This is a genomic window from Luteolibacter pohnpeiensis (assembly GCF_016595435.1).
Classification (GTDB): Bacteria; Verrucomicrobiota; Verrucomicrobiia; order Verrucomicrobiales; family Akkermansiaceae; genus Luteolibacter; species Luteolibacter pohnpeiensis.
The window spans coordinates 70802-86543 of record NZ_JAENIJ010000006.1; the positions used below are offsets into that span (position 1 = coordinate 70802).

Genomic DNA, 15742 nt, shown 5'->3' on the forward strand with positions numbered 1-15742 from the left:
GAAATCTGATCAGGGGAGAAGCTTCTTGGCTTGTTTGGCCCGTTCGGTGTCCTTGAGTTTTGGTTCGTCGGCCAGTTGTTGGAGCGTTTTGGTGGCGATTTCAGTTTCGCCAAGTTCGCCAAGGACTTCGTAGGCATCCCAGTAGGCTTCCGCGCAGACTTCCGGGTAGGCTTTGTAAGCACTGTAGACCCGTTGATAATAAGCGTGGGCTTTTCTCAGGCACTCGACCTTGGCAGTGCCGGCTTTTTGGTCACCGTATTTGCGGTAGATTTCCGCCCACAGCATGTAAGCTTGCGGGATGTAGATGCCGCGGAACTGTTTGTCGCCGGTGATCTCAGTTGCCAATTTTTCGGCTTCTTCGAGTTTTCCGGTCTTGGTGAGCGCTTCCAGCTCGCCGACTTTGGCTTCGCGGTAGCGGGACATTCCGGGGTTGTTGGCGAGGGTGTCTTGGAAGAGTTCAAGAGCCTTGTCGTTTTCGCCGCGGGCAAGTGCCACGCGTCCCAAGCCGACCGGGCCCGCATCGGCAAAGGATGAATCTTTGTAGCGGTCGGTCAGGCGCTGGAACATTGCCTCGGCTTTGTCCAGATCTCCATCTTTGAGAAGAATTTCACCGGAAACCGCGAGCAATGCAGGGCTGAGAGCCGCAGGGTCTGGAGTCGTGGTGGCGATCCCTTTGAGATAGAGATCGGCCTGCTCCTTGTTCCGCATCGACTCAGCGAGTCGGGCACGCGCGTAGTAAATCCGAGCGGTTGTGGTCGGGCTTTCCTGGCCTTCTGCCGCTTTGTCGAGGATGCCGACCAGCTTGTCCATCAGCTCATCCATGTTGGTTTCGCTGATTTGTTTGCGTGACCGAGGGACCAGCGTGCTGACCAATTGGTCGATCAGGAATTCGACTTGCTCATTGGTTGGGTCGCCAATGGTGTTTTTCAGCTGTTTGGCCAGAAGCTCGGCCGCTTCTTCGCCTTTGCCTTGGCGGAGTTTCATTTTGGCAACCCAGGTGGAAGAGATGAGTGCGAGCTGGGAGCCCTTCATCTTATCCATGATTTCCGCGTGGAGATTGGCAATGCCGTCCCAATCCTTCTTCTTCTGCAGGATGGAAGTGGCGGTATCGATCGCGTATTGGGTCACTTCAGGGTTCTTGGATGCCCAGATCGCCCGAATGTAATACTCCAACGCCTTGTCCTCGGCGCCTTTCTTCTTCTGATCGTAGACGTCACCAATCAACGTGAGCATTGAGCCGATCGAAACATCCTCTGGGTGGCCGTCGATATAACTATTCAAGTCCTTGATGATCTTGTCCGACTGATCTTCTTCCTTGTCTTGGAAATCGATGAACGACAGGCGGTAGTGGACATCGCCGGCATATTTTCCTTCCGGATAGCGCCGCAGGTAATTTTCACATGCAGCCAGCGTTTCCTTATATTCGCCGGTCAGGAAATTTGCCATGGCGACGCGGTAAATCGCATCTTCCAGCAATTCGCTGTTCGGGAAATCCTTCTGGAAACTGCTAAAGAGAGCGGCCGCTTGTTTGAACTGGCCGTCCTGAAACATCGCGACACCTTCGTAGAACTTGTAGCGATCCAGATTCGGAGATTCCGGGAATCGGGCTTCAAGATCTTGATAGAATTTCAGCAGCTCAGGCCATTTCCGTGCTTGGGCAAGACCATCACCTGCGATCAGGGCTACCTGTTCCAGATTGTCAGCTTTCGGGTATTTTTCCAGGAACTGCATGGCGAGTTTCTGAATGTGGTCCGAGTCCTTGAGCTGGGTGTAGACGAAAATCTCTGAATAAGCGGCAGTCTCCGCATCGGAGGCTGTTGGGTATTTGGTCCGGATGGTGCGGAAGCACAGAAGTGCCTCTTCGTAGCGGTCCAGGTAATAAAGCGCGCGACCACGGCGCATCAGGAGAGCGGCATCCAGATCGGTTTTATCCTCAATGGCCTTTTTCGCTTGGGTCGTCAGATCCAGCGAGTTTTTCAGCTCCGAGAGTTTTTCGGAAAGAGTGGTGGAGCGCTGCTCAATCGGCTTGGCGCTTTCCTTTTTCACCTTTTCCTCGAGATCTTTGACCTCGTCCTTCATTTTCTCGATCGAGCGACCTTGTGTTTCGAGAATTTGGTAGCGCGGCGGAATCGATCGATAAAGAGCAAGCGCGCCAGCGTAGTCGGAGTCGGAAATCAGTTGGTCACCCTCGACGATGACTTGGTTCGCATACCACGCAATGGCATCGCGAACACCCGGCTGATTGATCAGGCGGTCGAGGTAGGAAACCAAATCGTCCAACTTCTCGGTCCGGGCCAGCAGGGTGACGACGGAAACCGCAGCATTTGTTTGCTGGGGAGTTCGGACGTCAGAACCCATCAAGGTGCGGAAAACCTGGAGCGCCTCGTCATTGCGATCGGTCTCCATGTAGACATTGCCCAGGGAAAGTCCGGCTTCGGTGCGGTATTCTGGGTCTGCGGCTGCGGTTCGCAGCGCATCAATCGCCAGTTTGTATTTCTCAGGAGTCGCTTGGGCAGCGCAGGCACGACCGAGGCCGAGGTAGGCGCGTGTCGTATACTCGCCTTTGGGAAACTGGGCGACACAGGCGGCAAATGCTTTTTCCGCTTCTGGGTATTTTTCGTCGAGAAGGTAGGCCAGGCCGATGTTGAACCGGAGCATCTCAAGAGGCGCTCCTTTGTTTTCCTTCACCAGTTCATAAAGAGTGTTCAGCGTGCTAGCTGCAGTTTCGTATTCCTTCGATGCAAACGCTTCGCTCGCCTTGTCAAACAGAGCGCTCGGATCGGAAGCATTGTTGGTAGCTGACGCCTGCGCGAACGCTGTGCTGGGCACCCACACCGGGGAAGATGCCGCGAGAACTGCACACAAAAGCTGTGCCTGGAAATGGGATTTTTTGAGAGCCATACGAACCGTTCGACTGTTTCTTCAATTGTGCTCCTGCCTTGTCAAGCTGAAGGTCGAGAAGCGATTTGGATCTTGATGGAAGAGGGGGGATTATTCTCCGGCCGCCTTAAATCTTGAGTTTGCCACGAGTGTTTGCGAGCTTCCAAGGGCGCTCTTTCTTACTGAATGGAGGCGCGTTGTTGCCGGTGGTGTTTTCCGGAACGCTCTCATCCAATCTGAATAGCGGCAGGATCGGGGCCCCCGTGCTTGATTTTTCGTAATCCGCACCAATTTCTTCGATCAGCAGAGTGGTGCAGAAAAGTCCGCCCGGAAGCTCGCTGATGAGAATTTCGATCGGATAGGAAGAGCCGGCCTTGACGTTGAAAGTAGCTCCTGCGGCCAATCCGTTGATGGTGGAATTCCATTGTTCGGTGCTTGGATACTTGTAGTAAGTGAGCGGGAGTTTCATCGGTAGCTTCCGATGGGTAAGGTCTTCAAGCTGTTGGCTTTCCGAATCGCCGCGCAGGGCGGGAAGGAATGCCTTGAAGCTGAATCCGCAGGTGCCGGATGAGCAGCCGTAGTCAAAAACATTCTTTTTGTTGAAGCGGACAGTCAGAACGTCATCGCCAGCTCCGACAAAGCGGAATTTGCCGGTTTTAGGTGCAATCACATCGCCGCGGTAGATGACTGCCCAGCGGCTTGGTTGAACGTCCTTTTCGCAGTTGAACGCAGCAGGCGCCTCATCTGCGGGCATTTCAGGAATGTAGATCTTGGTTTGGTAAAGCGTCTGAGGAGCCTTGAAATACTTCGCGAGTTTACGCTCATTCCAGCCGCTATCGACGAAGTCGGCAATGGTGGCCAAAGTATCCTGAACCGAAATGTTGGTGGATTCACGCTCATCGGTTTGCTTGAAGTCATAGAAAGTGCCGACGAGTGCGTTGCCGCTAGGGTTGGGCATACCGAATGGATTGGCACCGGTGCCGAGGCCGCCCATGCCAGGGCCGCTGCCGCTGCCGAAACCTGTCCCGTTACCAGTGCCCCGGCCGCCGCCGGAGCCGGAGCCGCCAAGACCGCCGGAAAGTCCTCCCTGGCCGAGTGCGGCAAGCGGATTAATATCAGACATGGTGTCTGGATCAGGCAGGGTGAAGTTGCTGGTCACATCCATCGCTGCGACCCGCGGCATGTTCTGCTGAATCATGTTCGCCATGCGCTTCTGCTGAGTTTTGTTCTCAGAGCTAGGGGGGCCACCGCCGCCGCCTTTTGGAAGGAATTCGACGTCTTTATCTTTATCCGCTGGCTGAACGATTTTGATGATCCAGATCAGGCCGACAGCCAGGAGAATCACATGGAAGCCGATGGAAATAAAGAGTGAGCCACCGCCAAGTCTGCGCCAAAATGAGAGTTTGGGTTTCTCTGCAGAAGTGGCTTGGGCTGCCAAATGTTGATAATTGTCGCCGTTCATTCGCGTATCTCCGGGTTCCGTTTTTCCAAAACAAGCCCCAACATTCATCGGAGGCAAGGATCAAAAACGTGCGGTCGCGTTTGAAATCAAGCTATTCTCATCTTAATTTCGCGACTTTTTGGGTTTGTGGGGTTTTAGGTGGTTTCCAAGTCGCGAAATAAATTGCACCATTTGTCAACTGGCTGGCTGCCCCTTGCGTGCGAGCCAAATGGGATGCAACCGCGGTTTCTTGGCATTTGCCGAAGCGGGGACTGAATATTCGGCAACATCGAACCCGGCTCGTTGCAGGTTGCGGTAGAGATTTGCTGACGGGCGACTGCTGGCTATGGCGAGCAGACCGCCGGGTTGGAGCGCTTCGTAGGCAGCGGACAACCAACGTTTTTCATCGGTCCATGGGCGATTGCGCGGACCCATTGGAGAGGCGTCCAAATGGATTAAAATCGCATGTAGAGTTCCCGCGTGAGGCGTCAGGCCGGTTGGGCCTGGGTCCGATTCCACGGTGATTCTCGCATCTTTTCCGATCGGGCTGTCTGGAAGGAAGTTCTCGTGCCAGCTCAGCAACTGATCAAGTGGCTCCGCCACGTAAAATTTGGCCCGCTTTTGAAGCAATTCGCCTTGGACTGCCTGGATCATGTGACCGAGGCCGGCGCCGCAGAACCAGATCGCTGGCTGACGTGCGGGGCGGAACGGGGCGCAGGCAAGCCTCGCCAGCTCTTCTTCTGCGGACTTCGTGGAAGGGCCGCAGATTTGTTGGCCGTGAACCAATAGATACCGGCGTCCATCGTGTTCCTGCAGAACGAGCGGTGATCCATCAGGAAGTTCGGTTTCGGCGAGGTTGATTCTTGGTTTCATTTTCGGTTGCTGCTTGAAATGGTCGGAAAATTGAATGAGATCAGAATGCTATGTCAAACGACTCGGAAAATCCTAATGAGCATGGAGTAAGGCCTTCGCCATCACCCGTAAATTCAGCGCGTTCTGAAAAAGAGATATCCGAGAAAAAGACCGTCGCAGGCGTTTTAGGTATCGCGGTACTTGGTGGTTTTGGAGTCCATAAATTCTATCTGGGTTACCAGAAAGAAGGGATCATCATGCTATTGATCACGCTCCTGACCTGTGGTGCTGCTTTTGTGCCGGTTTGGATTGTTGGGATCATCGAAGGTGTGCTCTATCTCACCAAATCAAACGCCGAATTCGACGCGACTTACCTGACCGGACGCAAGCCGTGGTTCTAATTGTAATCCCTTGATCATCAATTGAAAACCCCGGCCCTTGCCGGGTCGGGGTTTTTCAGGGTGGAATTCTGGAAAGATTCCAGGGCTCTGGATTAGAGGCTGCCCTTCAACACGGAGGATGGCTTGAAGCTGACTGATTTGGAGGCAGCGATCTTCAAAGGCTCACCGGTCTTTGGGTTGCGGCCAAGGCGGGCAGCGCGCTTTTTCACTTCAAAAGTGCCGAATCCGATGATTTGGACCTTTTTGTCTTTCTTCACGCCTTTGGCGATCGAATCGAGTACCGCTTCAACGGCTTCGTCTGCAGCGCGTTTTGTGGCATCTTTTCCGAGGGCTTTTTGGACGGCTTCTACGAGTTCAGCTTTGTTCATGGCAGCAGTGTTTGTGCGAGCCTCTGCGTAGGTTGGCAAGAGAAATTCGGGTGGCTGCAGATAGATTTTTTCCTAGAGCTTGCTTGACTTTGCGGGGTTTTTTATCGCCTCGCTGCTGGATGTTTATTGCTGATGCGAAGCTTTGAGGGCGGATTTCAAAATTGTTAGAATCTGTTAGATTGCAGGGATCTCGGGGTTGGATTGACGGCGTGGATGGCTTTCGTCAGGCTGGGTGAGTGAAGCTCGGGCAGGAATTGATCGATGAAAAAGTCGTGGCAGGCGCTCGTGCGGTGATGGCCGCGGCTGCAGCGCTGCCTACAGAATCCTCGGTGGAGCAAGAGCTTGCGAGCGCGGCCCGGGCGCAGGAGCGAGGTTATTTTCTGCCGGATGAGGATGTGCTGGTTCGTCTACGGTATTCGCAGTACTTGACGGTTCGTGCCGCGCTGCTGGAAACAATTGCGGATCTGAGTGTTGCTGCTGGGCGCGGATCTGCACAGTGGCAGGAGAAGCTGCCGGTTTTTGTGACGGCGTTCGCTGCGGCTTGTCTCCTAATGCGTGTGACGAGGTTTATTGTCGATCAGGCGGCGGAGCGATCGGTCGTCTGGAAGAAGCTGGATGAGGCGGATGGGCCTGCTGGAATTCCACGGAAAACGTTCACTTCGCTTTATAAATCGTCGTCTTCAGGGGAAAATGCATGGCGATTCATCGCGGCTGCGGACTTTTACTTCCGGAATCGAGGCAAAATCCGGCTCGCGGCAAAGGATCCGGTCGTCGGTCCGGTGGTGGAATTGTTGTTGGCGGAGGAGATGTGGATTGAACATCGGCGTCGCGATTTGCTGAGGCGCGCGGTTTCTTATCGCTGGTATTCGTTTCTTCGGCGTCACCGCTCGGCCTGGAAGCAGGTTATGTTTGGGCTTTTCAAGGCATCTGGCAGCGCGATCGCCGAGCTTCGCCAACCGGGGATCAAGCCTGCCGGGGCCCCTAAGCGGATGACTGACGAAATGCGATCCATGCTGCTGGCGCGGGTTCGGCCGGGCGACGTGTTCGTCACGCGGCATGATGATGCGATGAGCAATCTCTTCCTGCCTGGTTTTTGGCCACATGCGGCATTTTACTTGGGTGAGGGTGACGGATCCTCGGTCTGGGGAAAAAGCGGGGGAAGGTGGTTTTTGGAAGCAAAGAAGGATGGGGTTTTGTTCCGGGAAATTGCGGAAACCCTCTCAGTGGACTCTTGTGTGGTGTTGCGTCCGCCACTGAATGATCAGGAAAGGATGGAGGGGCTTCAGCGCGCCACCTCTCACGCGGGGAAGCCCTACGACTTTTTGTTCGATTTCCGGACGGCGGACTGCCTGGCGTGCACCGAAGTGGTGTATCGGGGGCTGCATGGAATTGGCCCGATTCGATTCACGCTGCGCGAAGTCGGCGGCAGGCTGTGTTTGCCTGCAGAGGAGATGATTTCCCAAGCGTTGGAGTGTGGATTTGAGGTGGTCGCGACCGCGGGACTGGGGGGCGCGAAGGTTTTATTCGGGACGGCAGCGGAAATTGCCTTCCATGGTAGCCGACAGCCGGTGTAGGGTTACCCGGAAAGCAGAGTTTTGCGGGGAAAATCGCCGCTTGTGAAATTTTTCACAAATAGCTCTTGCGGTTTCCATCACCGTTACTTTAAGACCCACGCGCCCGACGCAATTGGGCTACCTCGCATGCGATTTATCTTCACAACATCCGCAATTTGGCTCCTCGGCCTCGTATCCGCTTTCGCGGAAGAAGGCGGCCATGATCATCTTCCGCCTCACGCGGAGGACATCCTGAGAGTCGGCCCCTTCGTGTTGACGAACTCCATGCTGATGATCTGGATCGTGGCGGCTGCGATTATTTTTGTGGCTCAAATGGCGACCAAGAAGTTGGAGCTGATCCCGAGCGGACTGCAGAACTTCGTCGAGTGGATGACTGAAAGTCTCTATGACTTCTTGGAAGGAATCCTCGGACCTCATCTTGTCAAACGGACGTTTTGGTTCTTTGGTTCGATTTTCATCCTGATTCTCTTCACCAACTGGTTTGGATTGATTCCTGGTGTTGGCACGGTTGGTTGGGAACGTCACGGGGATCTGCACGATTCGTTCCGTCCTTTCCTTCGCGGTGGTAACGCGGATTTGAACATGACCGCTGCGATGGCGTTTACGTTCGCGCTGCTCTGGTTCTATTGGGCCATTACCGAAAACGGCCTCAAGGGCTTCTTCATGCACATCTTCGCTCCCAAAGGAAAATTCTCCGGCGGTATGGCGATCGTGATGTTGATCGTCTTCGGTTTCGTCGGTCTTTTGGAAGTGGTTTCCATTCTGTTCCGTCCGGTTGCGCTTTCATTCCGTCTCTACGGCAACGTTTTCGCTGGAGAAAACATTCTCGAAAATATGCCTAAAGTGGTGGGTGAGCATACCTGGCTGGCCTGGCTGCCGCCGGTCCCGTTCTACTTCCTTGAGCTCCTCGTCGGTCTGATTCAGGCCCTGGTTTTCACCCTACTTACCTCGGTATTCCTCAAGCTGATCTGCGATCATGGAGATGAGCATCATGAGGAAGATGGACATTCACATTAAACAATTTCCCGTTCTGACCATGGCATAGCGACCGTGGGGGGCGGAGAACCCACACCCAACAATCCTGTAATATGTTACTCGAACAACTCGCACAAACTACTTCCAACTTCAATACCTGGCACTTCGCGGTTGCTGCTGCAGCAATCGGCGCTGCGATCGGCATCGGTCTCCTGGGTTACAAGGCTACCGAAGCTGTAGGCCGCAATCCTGGTGCTGCTGGTGATATCCGCACCCTTTCGATCATTCTTGCCGCTCTTATCGAAGGTATCGTGTTCTTCGCGATCTTCCTTGCTAAGTAATAGTTGTTTATCACACGCAGGGATCCGATGGGGGTCCCTGCACCCCTGCCTTCATTCTAAGATTCTCTCACTGCCTTTTTTACGATGATCTCGATGTTCGATATTCTGGCTCAAGTATCTCACGCTCCGGAAGCTTCCGACAGTGGGGTGGTGAGTGGCATCACCCAGACATTCCATGTCGAATGGGTTCCTTTCATCAGTCAGGTAGTCAGCTTCCTGGTCGTTGCCTATCTCCTCAAGAAATTTGCCTTCACTCCAATTCAGGACATGCTCGAGCAGCGCCGCTCCCGCATCATCGAAGGTGAGGAAAAGCTCAAGGTCATCGAAAAGCAATTGGCTGAGTCCGAGGCTTCCACTGCGGCCGCCATCGCCAAAGCGAATGATGAGGCCCTTCGCTTGATCACCGAGGCAAAAGAAAGCGCAGCTATCTTCTCCGAGCAGAAATCGCAGGAAGCCATTGCTTCCGCACAGCAAATCCTGGCGAAGGCCGAAGCTGCAGCTCAGGCAGAGCGCGCTGCGATCAAGGCTGAATTGAAGAACGAATTCGGTCGCCTGGTTGCAGCAACCACTTCCCAAGTCACCGGTAAAGTGCTTACCGCTGAAGATCAAAGCCGCATCAACGAGGATGCGCTCGCCAAAGTCGAAGGCTGATCTCCCAATTTCGTCGCGCCACCATGAAAATCTCGAAAACCGCCGCTGCCGCCGCTCGCCGACTTTTCGGCTATTGCCAATCGGGTGGCCGCCTGGATCAAGATAAGCTGCGCACCGTTTTCTCCCGCATCAGCGAGGAAAAGCCGCGCGATTATCGTGACATCCTGATGGCGTTGCAGCGCCTTGCCCGTCTCGATTTGGAGCGCCGCAAGGTCACGGTGGAAAGCGCCGTCGAGCTGGATGAACCGGCACGTCAGCGCCTGGTCGCCGATCTCGAAAAGAAATACGGCAGCGACCTTGAAGTCGAATATCTCGTCAAACCCGCTCTCCTGGGCGGTCTCACCATCCGCGTCGGTTACGACGTTTTCGACGGCAGCGTTCAGGGCCGTCTCGATCGCCTTGCCAAGGCATTCTGATTTTCCAACGAAACCACTTTTCACCACCAGCCAACTCTCCCAATGAGCAGCATCCTCCAAGAACTCGAGCAACAGATCGCGGGCATCACTTCATCCGTCGAAAAAACCAACGTCGGCATCGTCCGTCAGGTCGGAGACGGCGTGGCGAAAGTGGAAGGTCTCACCGATGTCGCGCTGAACGAGATGATTGATTTCGACGGCGGCGTGGTCGGCATCGCCCTCAACCTTGAGGAAAGCGAAGTCGGTGTCGTTCTTCTCGGTGACTATTCCGCAGTCAAAGAAGGAGCTGAGTGCCGTGCTACCGGAAAACTCCTTTCGGTTCCTGTCGGTGAAGCGATGCTCGGCCGGGTGGTGAATGCCTTGGGTCAGCCAATTGACGGAAAAGGTGCCATTGATGCCGCAACGACTTACCCGCTGGAAAAAATCGCTCCTGGCATCATCAAACGGAAATCCGTTTCCGTGCCAGTTCAAACCGGCATCATGTCGATCGACGCGATGATCCCAGTTGGTCGTGGCCAGCGTGAGCTCATCATCGGTGACCGTGCTACCGGCAAGACCACCATCGCAGTCGACACCATCATTTCGCAGGCCAAACAGAACAAGGCCGCTGCGCAAGGTAAGCTGCAAAACCACAAGCCGATGTATTGTATCTACGTCGCCATCGGCCAGAAGCTCTCGAACGTTGCCCGCACCGTCCGCACTTTGGAAGAAGCAGGCGCCATGGAATACACCACGGTGGTTTCCGCTTCCGCTTCCGACGCAGCCGCGATGCAATACCTGGCTCCCTATGCAGGTTGCTCCATCGCCGAGTATCTGATGGATAAAGGCCAGGACTGCCTTATCGTGTTCGATGACCTTTCCAAGCACGCGGTAGCCTATCGCCAAGTTTCCCTGATCCTTCGTCGCCCATCCGGTCGTGAAGCGTATCCAGGTGACGTTTTCTACCTCCACTCCCGCCTTCTCGAGCGTTCCGCTCGTCTTTCGGAAGCCGCAGGTGGTGGCTCGCTGACCGCATTGCCGATCATTGAAACTCAAGCAGGTGACGTTTCCGCCTACATTCCGACCAACGTGATCTCGATCACCGACGGTCAGATCTTCCTCGAAACCGACCTTTTCTACCAAGGCATCCGTCCTGCGATCTCCGTGGGTCTCTCGGTTTCTCGCGTGGGCTCCGCTTGCCAAACCAAGACCATCAAATCGGTGGCAGGAACGACCAAGCTCGACCTCGCTCAGTTCCGTGAGCTTCAGGCATTCGCCCAGTTCGGATCGGACCTCGATGCTTCGACCAAGAAGAAACTCGATCGCGGTGCCCGCATCGTTGAGCTCTTCAAGCAAAACCAATACAGCCCGCTCGCCATGGAGTTGGAAGCGGTTTACCTGTTCGCCATGCAGAACGGTTACTTCGACGACGTTGCCGTTGCCGATGTGAAGCGCTTCCAAAACGACATGGGTGAGTTCTTCAACACCCGCAAGACCGAGTTGCTCGACAAGATCCGCAACGAAAAGCCGGACCTGAAGAAGGACGCAACGATGGTGGATGCCGTCAAACAAGCGATCTCCGACTTCAAGGCTTCCTGGAAGTAATCGAAAGGCATGAGGAATGAGGGATTGGAAATCCTGCAACGACCTTCCACTCCCCGTTCCTGATCAACTCAATCAACGAATCTCCTAATCCCCTTTTAATACTGTGGCCAATCTCCGCGACATCCGCCGACGCATCAAGTCGGTCAAGAACACCGCGCAAATCACTCGCGCGATGCAGCTTGTTGCCGCCGCCAAGATGAAAAAGGCGCAGGATCAAGCACTTGCTGGACGTGACTACGCACAACAACTCAATGGTGTCCTGCAGGATATCAGTGAGCAATTTGCGGAAGCCACCCATCCATTGCTTGAGAAGCGTGAAGGCAATCGCGAGTTGGTGCTCGTGATCTCCACCGACAAGGGGCTTTGCGGTCCGTTGAACACCAACCTCGCTCGGAAACTTCGCGACCAAACGTCGCCTGAGGCGGATTACGTTACGATCGGTCGCAAATTGCGCATCACTCTTGAAAAGTTGAGCCGCCATATCGTTGCGGATTTCACCATCAAGGATCCAGTCCCGTTTGCAGATGCTCGTGCGGTTGCGAAATTGGTCTCGAAATTGTTCCTCGAAGGAAAATACGACAAGGTTTCGATCGCTTACACCAAGTTCGTCAACACGCTGTCTCAGCAGCCTGAAGTGGTGCAACTCCTGCCTGTGGAAACACCAACGGGTTATGCCGACGCCACCGACACCAACGAGTTTTTGTTCGAGCCAAGCACCGAAGACGTGTTGGGTGCGATTCTCCCGCTTTACGTGAATTTCAAGGTTTTCCAAGCCTTGGTCGATGCCCGCGCATCCGAGCACTCCGCACGGATGGTCGCGATGAAGGCGGCGACCGACAACGCCAAGAAGTTCATCAAGGAGCTTACCCTCGAATACAACAAGCTGCGTCAGAGCGCGATTACTGCGGAGCTTCTGGAAATCACCACCGCCATGAAGGCCATGGAGTAAATCCCAACTCAGAGGATTTTCCCAATCCGCAGCGGATAGGGAGGGCCTTCTGCCCGGAACACTTCCTTTAGCCTTTTTACCTATGAAACTCATCAAATCCACATTCCTGATTCTGGTTCCCACCATCTCGTTGGGACTGATCAGCTGTGCTCCACCGACAGTGGGTGAGCAACTGCTTGCCCAAGGGGGCACCGGTGCTCATGCGCTCGGAGAAAAGTGGAACCTTGGTGAACAGCTCGTTGCCGATGGCAAGAGCATGCGAAACAAAGGCGAAGATATGATTTCAGATGGTCAGAAGTTGGTCAGCAAGGCTGAGGCCCGGACCAACGAGGGCAAAAAAATGCAAAAAGAAGCCGAAACCGAAGCCATCCAAGCCGGATACCTTAAAAACAGAGGCAACTGACTCTTTCACGTTTAGCAAAATCGACTGATTAATTCTCCAATTCTTCCCATGAGCAACCAAGGAACCATCGTCCAGATCATCGGTGCTGTTATTGACGCCGACTTCTCCAAGGCAAGCAAACTGCCTGAAATTTTTAACGCCCTGGAGGTTCAGTATGATCTCAATGGCGTGGACACCAAGCTGGTGCTTGAGGTTCAGCAACACCTTGGCGATGGCTGGGTGCGCGCGGTTGCAATGTCCACCACGGACGGCTTGAAGCGCGGCATGACCTTGATCGACATGGGGCAGCCAATCTCCGTGCCTGTCGGCAAGCAAGTTCTCGGTCGTATCTTCAACGTGACGGGTGACCTCGTGGACGAAAACGTCGGCCTCGAAGACGCATCGTTCCGTGCTCCAATTCACCGCCCGGCTCCTGCTCTGACAGAGCAATCCGCAAACACGGAAGTGCTTGCAACCGGTATCAAGGTGATCGATTTGATCTGCCCACTGCTCAAAGGTGGTAAGGGCGGCATGTTCGGTGGTGCGGGTGTCGGTAAGACCGTTGTGATCATGGAGCTCATCAACAACATCGCGAAAGCACACGGTGGTTACTCCGTGTTCGCCGGTGTGGGTGAGCGGACCCGTGAAGGTAACGACCTCTACTGGGAAATGATCGAAGGTAACGTCATCGCGACCGAGAAGGACGAGCATGGCGAAGTGAAGCTTGCCGAAAACGGCACTCCGGTTCTCAAGGAAGGATCGAAAGTGGCACTTTGCTACGGCCAAATGAACGAGCCTCCAGGTGCACGTCTCCGCGTTGCGCTTTCCGCTCTCACCATGGCGGAACACTTCCGTGACGAAGCGAATCAGGACGTTCTTCTGTTCGTGGACAACATCTTCCGTTTCTCCCAAGCCGGTTCGGAAGTGTCCGCACTTCTTGGACGGACTCCTTCTGCGGTGGGTTACCAGCCAACACTTTCGGAAGAAATGGCCGGTCTCCAGGAGCGGATTACTTCCACCAACAAAGGTTCCATCACTTCCATTCAAGCGGTTTACGTTCCTGCGGACGACTTGACCGACCCCGCGCCAGCCAACACCTTCGCCCACTTGGATGCGACCGTGGTTCTCGAGCGTTCCCTTGCCGAGCAAGCGCTTTTCCCTGCGGTTGACCCACTTGCTTCAACTTCAAAAGCTCTCGCACCAGAAATCATTGGTGAAGAGCACTACCGCGTGGCCCGTGGCGTTCAGCTCGTGTTGCAACGTTACAAGGATCTTCAAGACATCATCGCGATTCTTGGTATGGACGAGCTTTCCGACGAGGATAAGCAAACCGTGTTCCGCGCCCGTAAGATCCAACGCTTCCTCACCCAGCCATTCCACGTGGCCGAGGTTTTCACCAACGTTCCTGGTGTGCTGGTTTCGATCGAAGACACCGTGAAAGGATTCGCTGAGATCCTTGATGGCAAGATGGACACCGTTCCTGAAGGCAACTTCTACATGAAGGGCGGCATCGAATCCGTTTCTCGTGACTAATATTTAGGTTTACTGGTTCTCAGGTTCAGCCTCTACCAAGATCTGGAACTGAACCTGGGTACCAAAAGCTGACTCTGAAAATTTATGGCTCTCCAACTCGACATCGTAACCCCCGAGAAAAAGATTTTTTCGGACACCGTGGAAAACGTCTATCTTCCAGGGGCGGACGGAGAGCTTGGCATTTTGCCGGAACACGCCGGTCTGGTGACTGCGCTCAAGGCCGGTGAGTTGCATTATCAGTATCAAGGGAGCCGGGTTACCCTGGCAATTGGCTCCGGTTTCGCGGAAGTCAGTCAGAAAAAAGTCGTGGTCCTCACGGACTCCGCTCTCGGTGAAGCGGAAATCGACGAAGCCGCTGCTGAAGCCGCCATCAAGCGTGCCGAAGAACAGCTGGCCTCGATGGGGCATGATGCTGACGCTGAGGATATTGCTCACCTTCAGAGCATCATTGCTCAAGCCGCTGCGGCGCTTCATTTCAAGAGAAGAACCCGCCATTAATTCTGGCGTTCTCACCATAAATGCCGGGCCTTCCCGGCATTATATTCAAACGACTGAAGTCATTTTTGACTCAGTGTGCTTGGCATTGTACGGGATGGAGCTAAGATCAAAACCCATTTCGTAATGTCCGAACTCACTATTATAAAAGTCGGCACTGGCGTTCTAACGAACTCGAACGACGGTACTCTTGATCTTGCCTCACTCGTTCACTTGGTTTCCGCAATTGCGGGTCAAGTGACCACTGGGCATCGCTGCATATTTGTTTCCTCAGGTGCGGTAGGTGCCGGTGTTTCTTCGTTAGGTTTCACGGAATACCCGCAGGATATGGTCACCAGGCAGGCATGTGCTGCCATCGGCCAAGCGAAGTTGATGCAAACTTACAGCAGTCTGTTTGCCAATTTCGACATTACCATCGCCCAGGTCCTGTTGATTGCGGCAGACATGGCGACGCAAAAGCGTGCTGGTTACATTTACAACACCCTTCACCGGCTCCTTGAAGAACCAAGAATTCTGCCGATCATTAACGAGAATGACTCAGTCGCGATCAAGGAATTGCGTTTTGGTGACAACGACATGCTCGCGGTTCGTCTTGCCAAATTGATCGGGGCGAAGCGGGTGATTTTGCTCACCAGCGTGGATGGCTTGTTGCACCCGGAAACCAAGGAATTGATTCCTGAAGTGTCGGATATCGATCGCGCATTTGCCCATGTCCGCGGAGATAAGGGCAGATTTTCCATGGGAGGAATGGCATCTAAGCTAAAAGCGATTAAGTTCGCAGTAGAATCTGGCATCGAGACTCACATTGCTCATGGCAGGTATCCAGAGCGCATTGCCGACATCATGGCAGGTAAGGGGATTTCCACCCGTTTCGCTCCAGCATCCGAACTTCATTGATTA

At 54.2% G+C, this 15742-nt stretch carries 16 protein-coding genes; 12 read left to right on the forward strand and 4 right to left on the reverse strand.

The features are described from left to right. Positions 1–9: 9 nt before the first annotated feature. From bamD to JIN85_RS05415, 3 genes are all read right to left on the reverse strand, one after another. Entirely contained in the window at positions 10–2901 is a 2892-nt protein-coding gene (gene bamD, locus JIN85_RS05405; protein WP_200268401.1) for an outer membrane protein assembly factor BamD, read from the reverse strand. Between the two features lie 106 nt (positions 2902–3007). Then, positions 3008–4342 (reverse strand): hypothetical protein, encoded by a 1335-nt coding sequence (locus tag JIN85_RS05410; RefSeq protein WP_200268403.1) that lies wholly within the window; start codon positions 4340–4342, stop codon positions 3008–3010. A gap of 174 nt (positions 4343–4516) precedes the next feature. Then, complete coding sequence (locus JIN85_RS05415; protein ID WP_200268405.1) at positions 4517–5194, reverse strand: class I SAM-dependent methyltransferase; 678 nt, start codon at positions 5192–5194, stop codon at positions 4517–4519. 50 nt (positions 5195–5244) lie between these two features. On the opposite strand from JIN85_RS05415, the gene JIN85_RS05420 reads away from it, so the two are divergent. Further along, the gene (locus JIN85_RS05420) at positions 5245–5574 is read left to right on the forward strand and encodes a TM2 domain-containing protein (RefSeq protein WP_200268407.1); all 330 of its coding nucleotides are present in this window, start codon (positions 5245–5247) and stop codon (positions 5572–5574) included. A gap of 92 nt (positions 5575–5666) precedes the next feature. Here the strand turns inward: JIN85_RS05420 and JIN85_RS05425 are convergent, their stop codons facing one another. Beyond that, positions 5667–5942 carry an HU family DNA-binding protein gene (locus tag JIN85_RS05425; RefSeq protein WP_200268409.1) on the reverse strand — a complete coding sequence of 92 codons (276 nt, stop codon included), beginning with the start codon at positions 5940–5942 and terminating at the stop codon, positions 5667–5669. 236 nt (positions 5943–6178) lie between these two features. Between JIN85_RS05425 and JIN85_RS21895 the strand changes: the two genes are divergently transcribed. From JIN85_RS21895 to proB, 11 genes are all read left to right on the forward strand, one after another. Then, positions 6179–7516: a YiiX/YebB-like N1pC/P60 family cysteine hydrolase gene (locus JIN85_RS21895; RefSeq protein ID WP_200268411.1), complete on the forward strand. Its 1338-nt coding sequence runs from the start codon at positions 6179–6181 to the stop codon at positions 7514–7516. Positions 7517–7642: 126 nt separating this feature from the next. Next, on the forward strand, positions 7643–8533 hold the full coding sequence (gene atpB / locus JIN85_RS05435; RefSeq protein WP_200268413.1) for a F0F1 ATP synthase subunit A: 891 nt from the start codon (positions 7643–7645) through the stop codon (positions 8531–8533). Between the two features lie 71 nt (positions 8534–8604). Beyond that, the gene (locus JIN85_RS05440) at positions 8605–8832 is read left to right on the forward strand and encodes an ATP synthase F0 subunit C (protein WP_200268415.1); all 228 of its coding nucleotides are present in this window, start codon (positions 8605–8607) and stop codon (positions 8830–8832) included. Positions 8833–8916: 84 nt separating this feature from the next. Beyond that, positions 8917–9483: a F0F1 ATP synthase subunit B gene (locus JIN85_RS05445; RefSeq protein ID WP_234047254.1), complete on the forward strand. Its 567-nt coding sequence runs from the start codon at positions 8917–8919 to the stop codon at positions 9481–9483. Between the two features lie 23 nt (positions 9484–9506). Continuing rightward, positions 9507–9899, forward strand: a complete 393-nt coding sequence (locus JIN85_RS05450) for a F0F1 ATP synthase subunit delta (RefSeq protein WP_200268417.1) — start codon at positions 9507–9509, stop codon at positions 9897–9899. A gap of 42 nt (positions 9900–9941) precedes the next feature. After that, on the forward strand, positions 9942–11483 hold the full coding sequence (gene atpA, locus JIN85_RS05455; protein ID WP_200268419.1) for a F0F1 ATP synthase subunit alpha: 1542 nt from the start codon (positions 9942–9944) through the stop codon (positions 11481–11483). A gap of 103 nt (positions 11484–11586) precedes the next feature. Further along, positions 11587–12432 (forward strand): ATP synthase F1 subunit gamma, encoded by an 846-nt coding sequence (gene atpG / locus JIN85_RS05460; protein ID WP_200268421.1) that lies wholly within the window; start codon positions 11587–11589, stop codon positions 12430–12432. 82 nt (positions 12433–12514) lie between these two features. After that, entirely contained in the window at positions 12515–12835 is a 321-nt protein-coding gene (locus JIN85_RS05465; RefSeq protein WP_200268423.1) for a hypothetical protein, read from the forward strand. A gap of 48 nt (positions 12836–12883) precedes the next feature. Continuing rightward, positions 12884–14347, forward strand: coding sequence for a F0F1 ATP synthase subunit beta (atpD, locus tag JIN85_RS05470; protein WP_200268425.1), 1464 nt, complete (start codon positions 12884–12886; stop codon positions 14345–14347). An 84-nt stretch (positions 14348–14431) separates the two neighbouring features. Continuing rightward, on the forward strand, positions 14432–14845 hold the full coding sequence (atpC, locus tag JIN85_RS05475; RefSeq protein ID WP_200268427.1) for an ATP synthase F1 subunit epsilon: 414 nt from the start codon (positions 14432–14434) through the stop codon (positions 14843–14845). Positions 14846–14968: 123 nt separating this feature from the next. Continuing rightward, positions 14969–15739: a glutamate 5-kinase gene (gene proB / locus JIN85_RS05480; RefSeq protein ID WP_200268429.1), complete on the forward strand. Its 771-nt coding sequence runs from the start codon at positions 14969–14971 to the stop codon at positions 15737–15739. Positions 15740–15742 lie beyond the last annotated feature (3 nt).

Bases quoted from the DNA above. Each gene is read 5' to 3' on its own strand.
- bamD (WP_200268401.1), bottom strand. From the start codon at position 2,901: ATGGCTCTCAAAAAATCCCATTTCCAGGCACAGCTTTTGTGTGCAGTT.
- JIN85_RS05410 (WP_200268403.1), bottom strand. From the start codon at position 4,342: ATGAACGGCGACAATTATCAACATTTGGCAGCCCAAGCCACTTCTGCA.
- JIN85_RS05415 (WP_200268405.1), bottom strand. From the start codon at position 5,194: ATGAAACCAAGAATCAACCTCGCCGAAACCGAACTTCCTGATGGATCA.
- JIN85_RS05420 (WP_200268407.1), top strand. From the start codon at position 5,245: ATGTCAAACGACTCGGAAAATCCTAATGAGCATGGAGTAAGGCCTTCG.
- JIN85_RS05425 (WP_200268409.1), bottom strand. From the start codon at position 5,942: ATGAACAAAGCTGAACTCGTAGAAGCCGTCCAAAAAGCCCTCGGAAAA.
- atpB (WP_200268413.1), top strand. From the start codon at position 7,643: ATGCGATTTATCTTCACAACATCCGCAATTTGGCTCCTCGGCCTCGTA.
- JIN85_RS05440 (WP_200268415.1), top strand. From the start codon at position 8,605: ATGTTACTCGAACAACTCGCACAAACTACTTCCAACTTCAATACCTGG.
- JIN85_RS05445 (WP_234047254.1), top strand. From the start codon at position 8,917: ATGATCTCGATGTTCGATATTCTGGCTCAAGTATCTCACGCTCCGGAA.
- JIN85_RS05450 (WP_200268417.1), top strand. From the start codon at position 9,507: ATGAAAATCTCGAAAACCGCCGCTGCCGCCGCTCGCCGACTTTTCGGC.
- atpA (WP_200268419.1), top strand. From the start codon at position 9,942: ATGAGCAGCATCCTCCAAGAACTCGAGCAACAGATCGCGGGCATCACT.
- JIN85_RS05465 (WP_200268423.1), top strand. From the start codon at position 12,515: ATGAAACTCATCAAATCCACATTCCTGATTCTGGTTCCCACCATCTCG.
- atpD (WP_200268425.1), top strand. From the start codon at position 12,884: ATGAGCAACCAAGGAACCATCGTCCAGATCATCGGTGCTGTTATTGAC.
- atpC (WP_200268427.1), top strand. From the start codon at position 14,432: ATGGCTCTCCAACTCGACATCGTAACCCCCGAGAAAAAGATTTTTTCG.
- proB (WP_200268429.1), top strand. From the start codon at position 14,969: ATGTCCGAACTCACTATTATAAAAGTCGGCACTGGCGTTCTAACGAAC.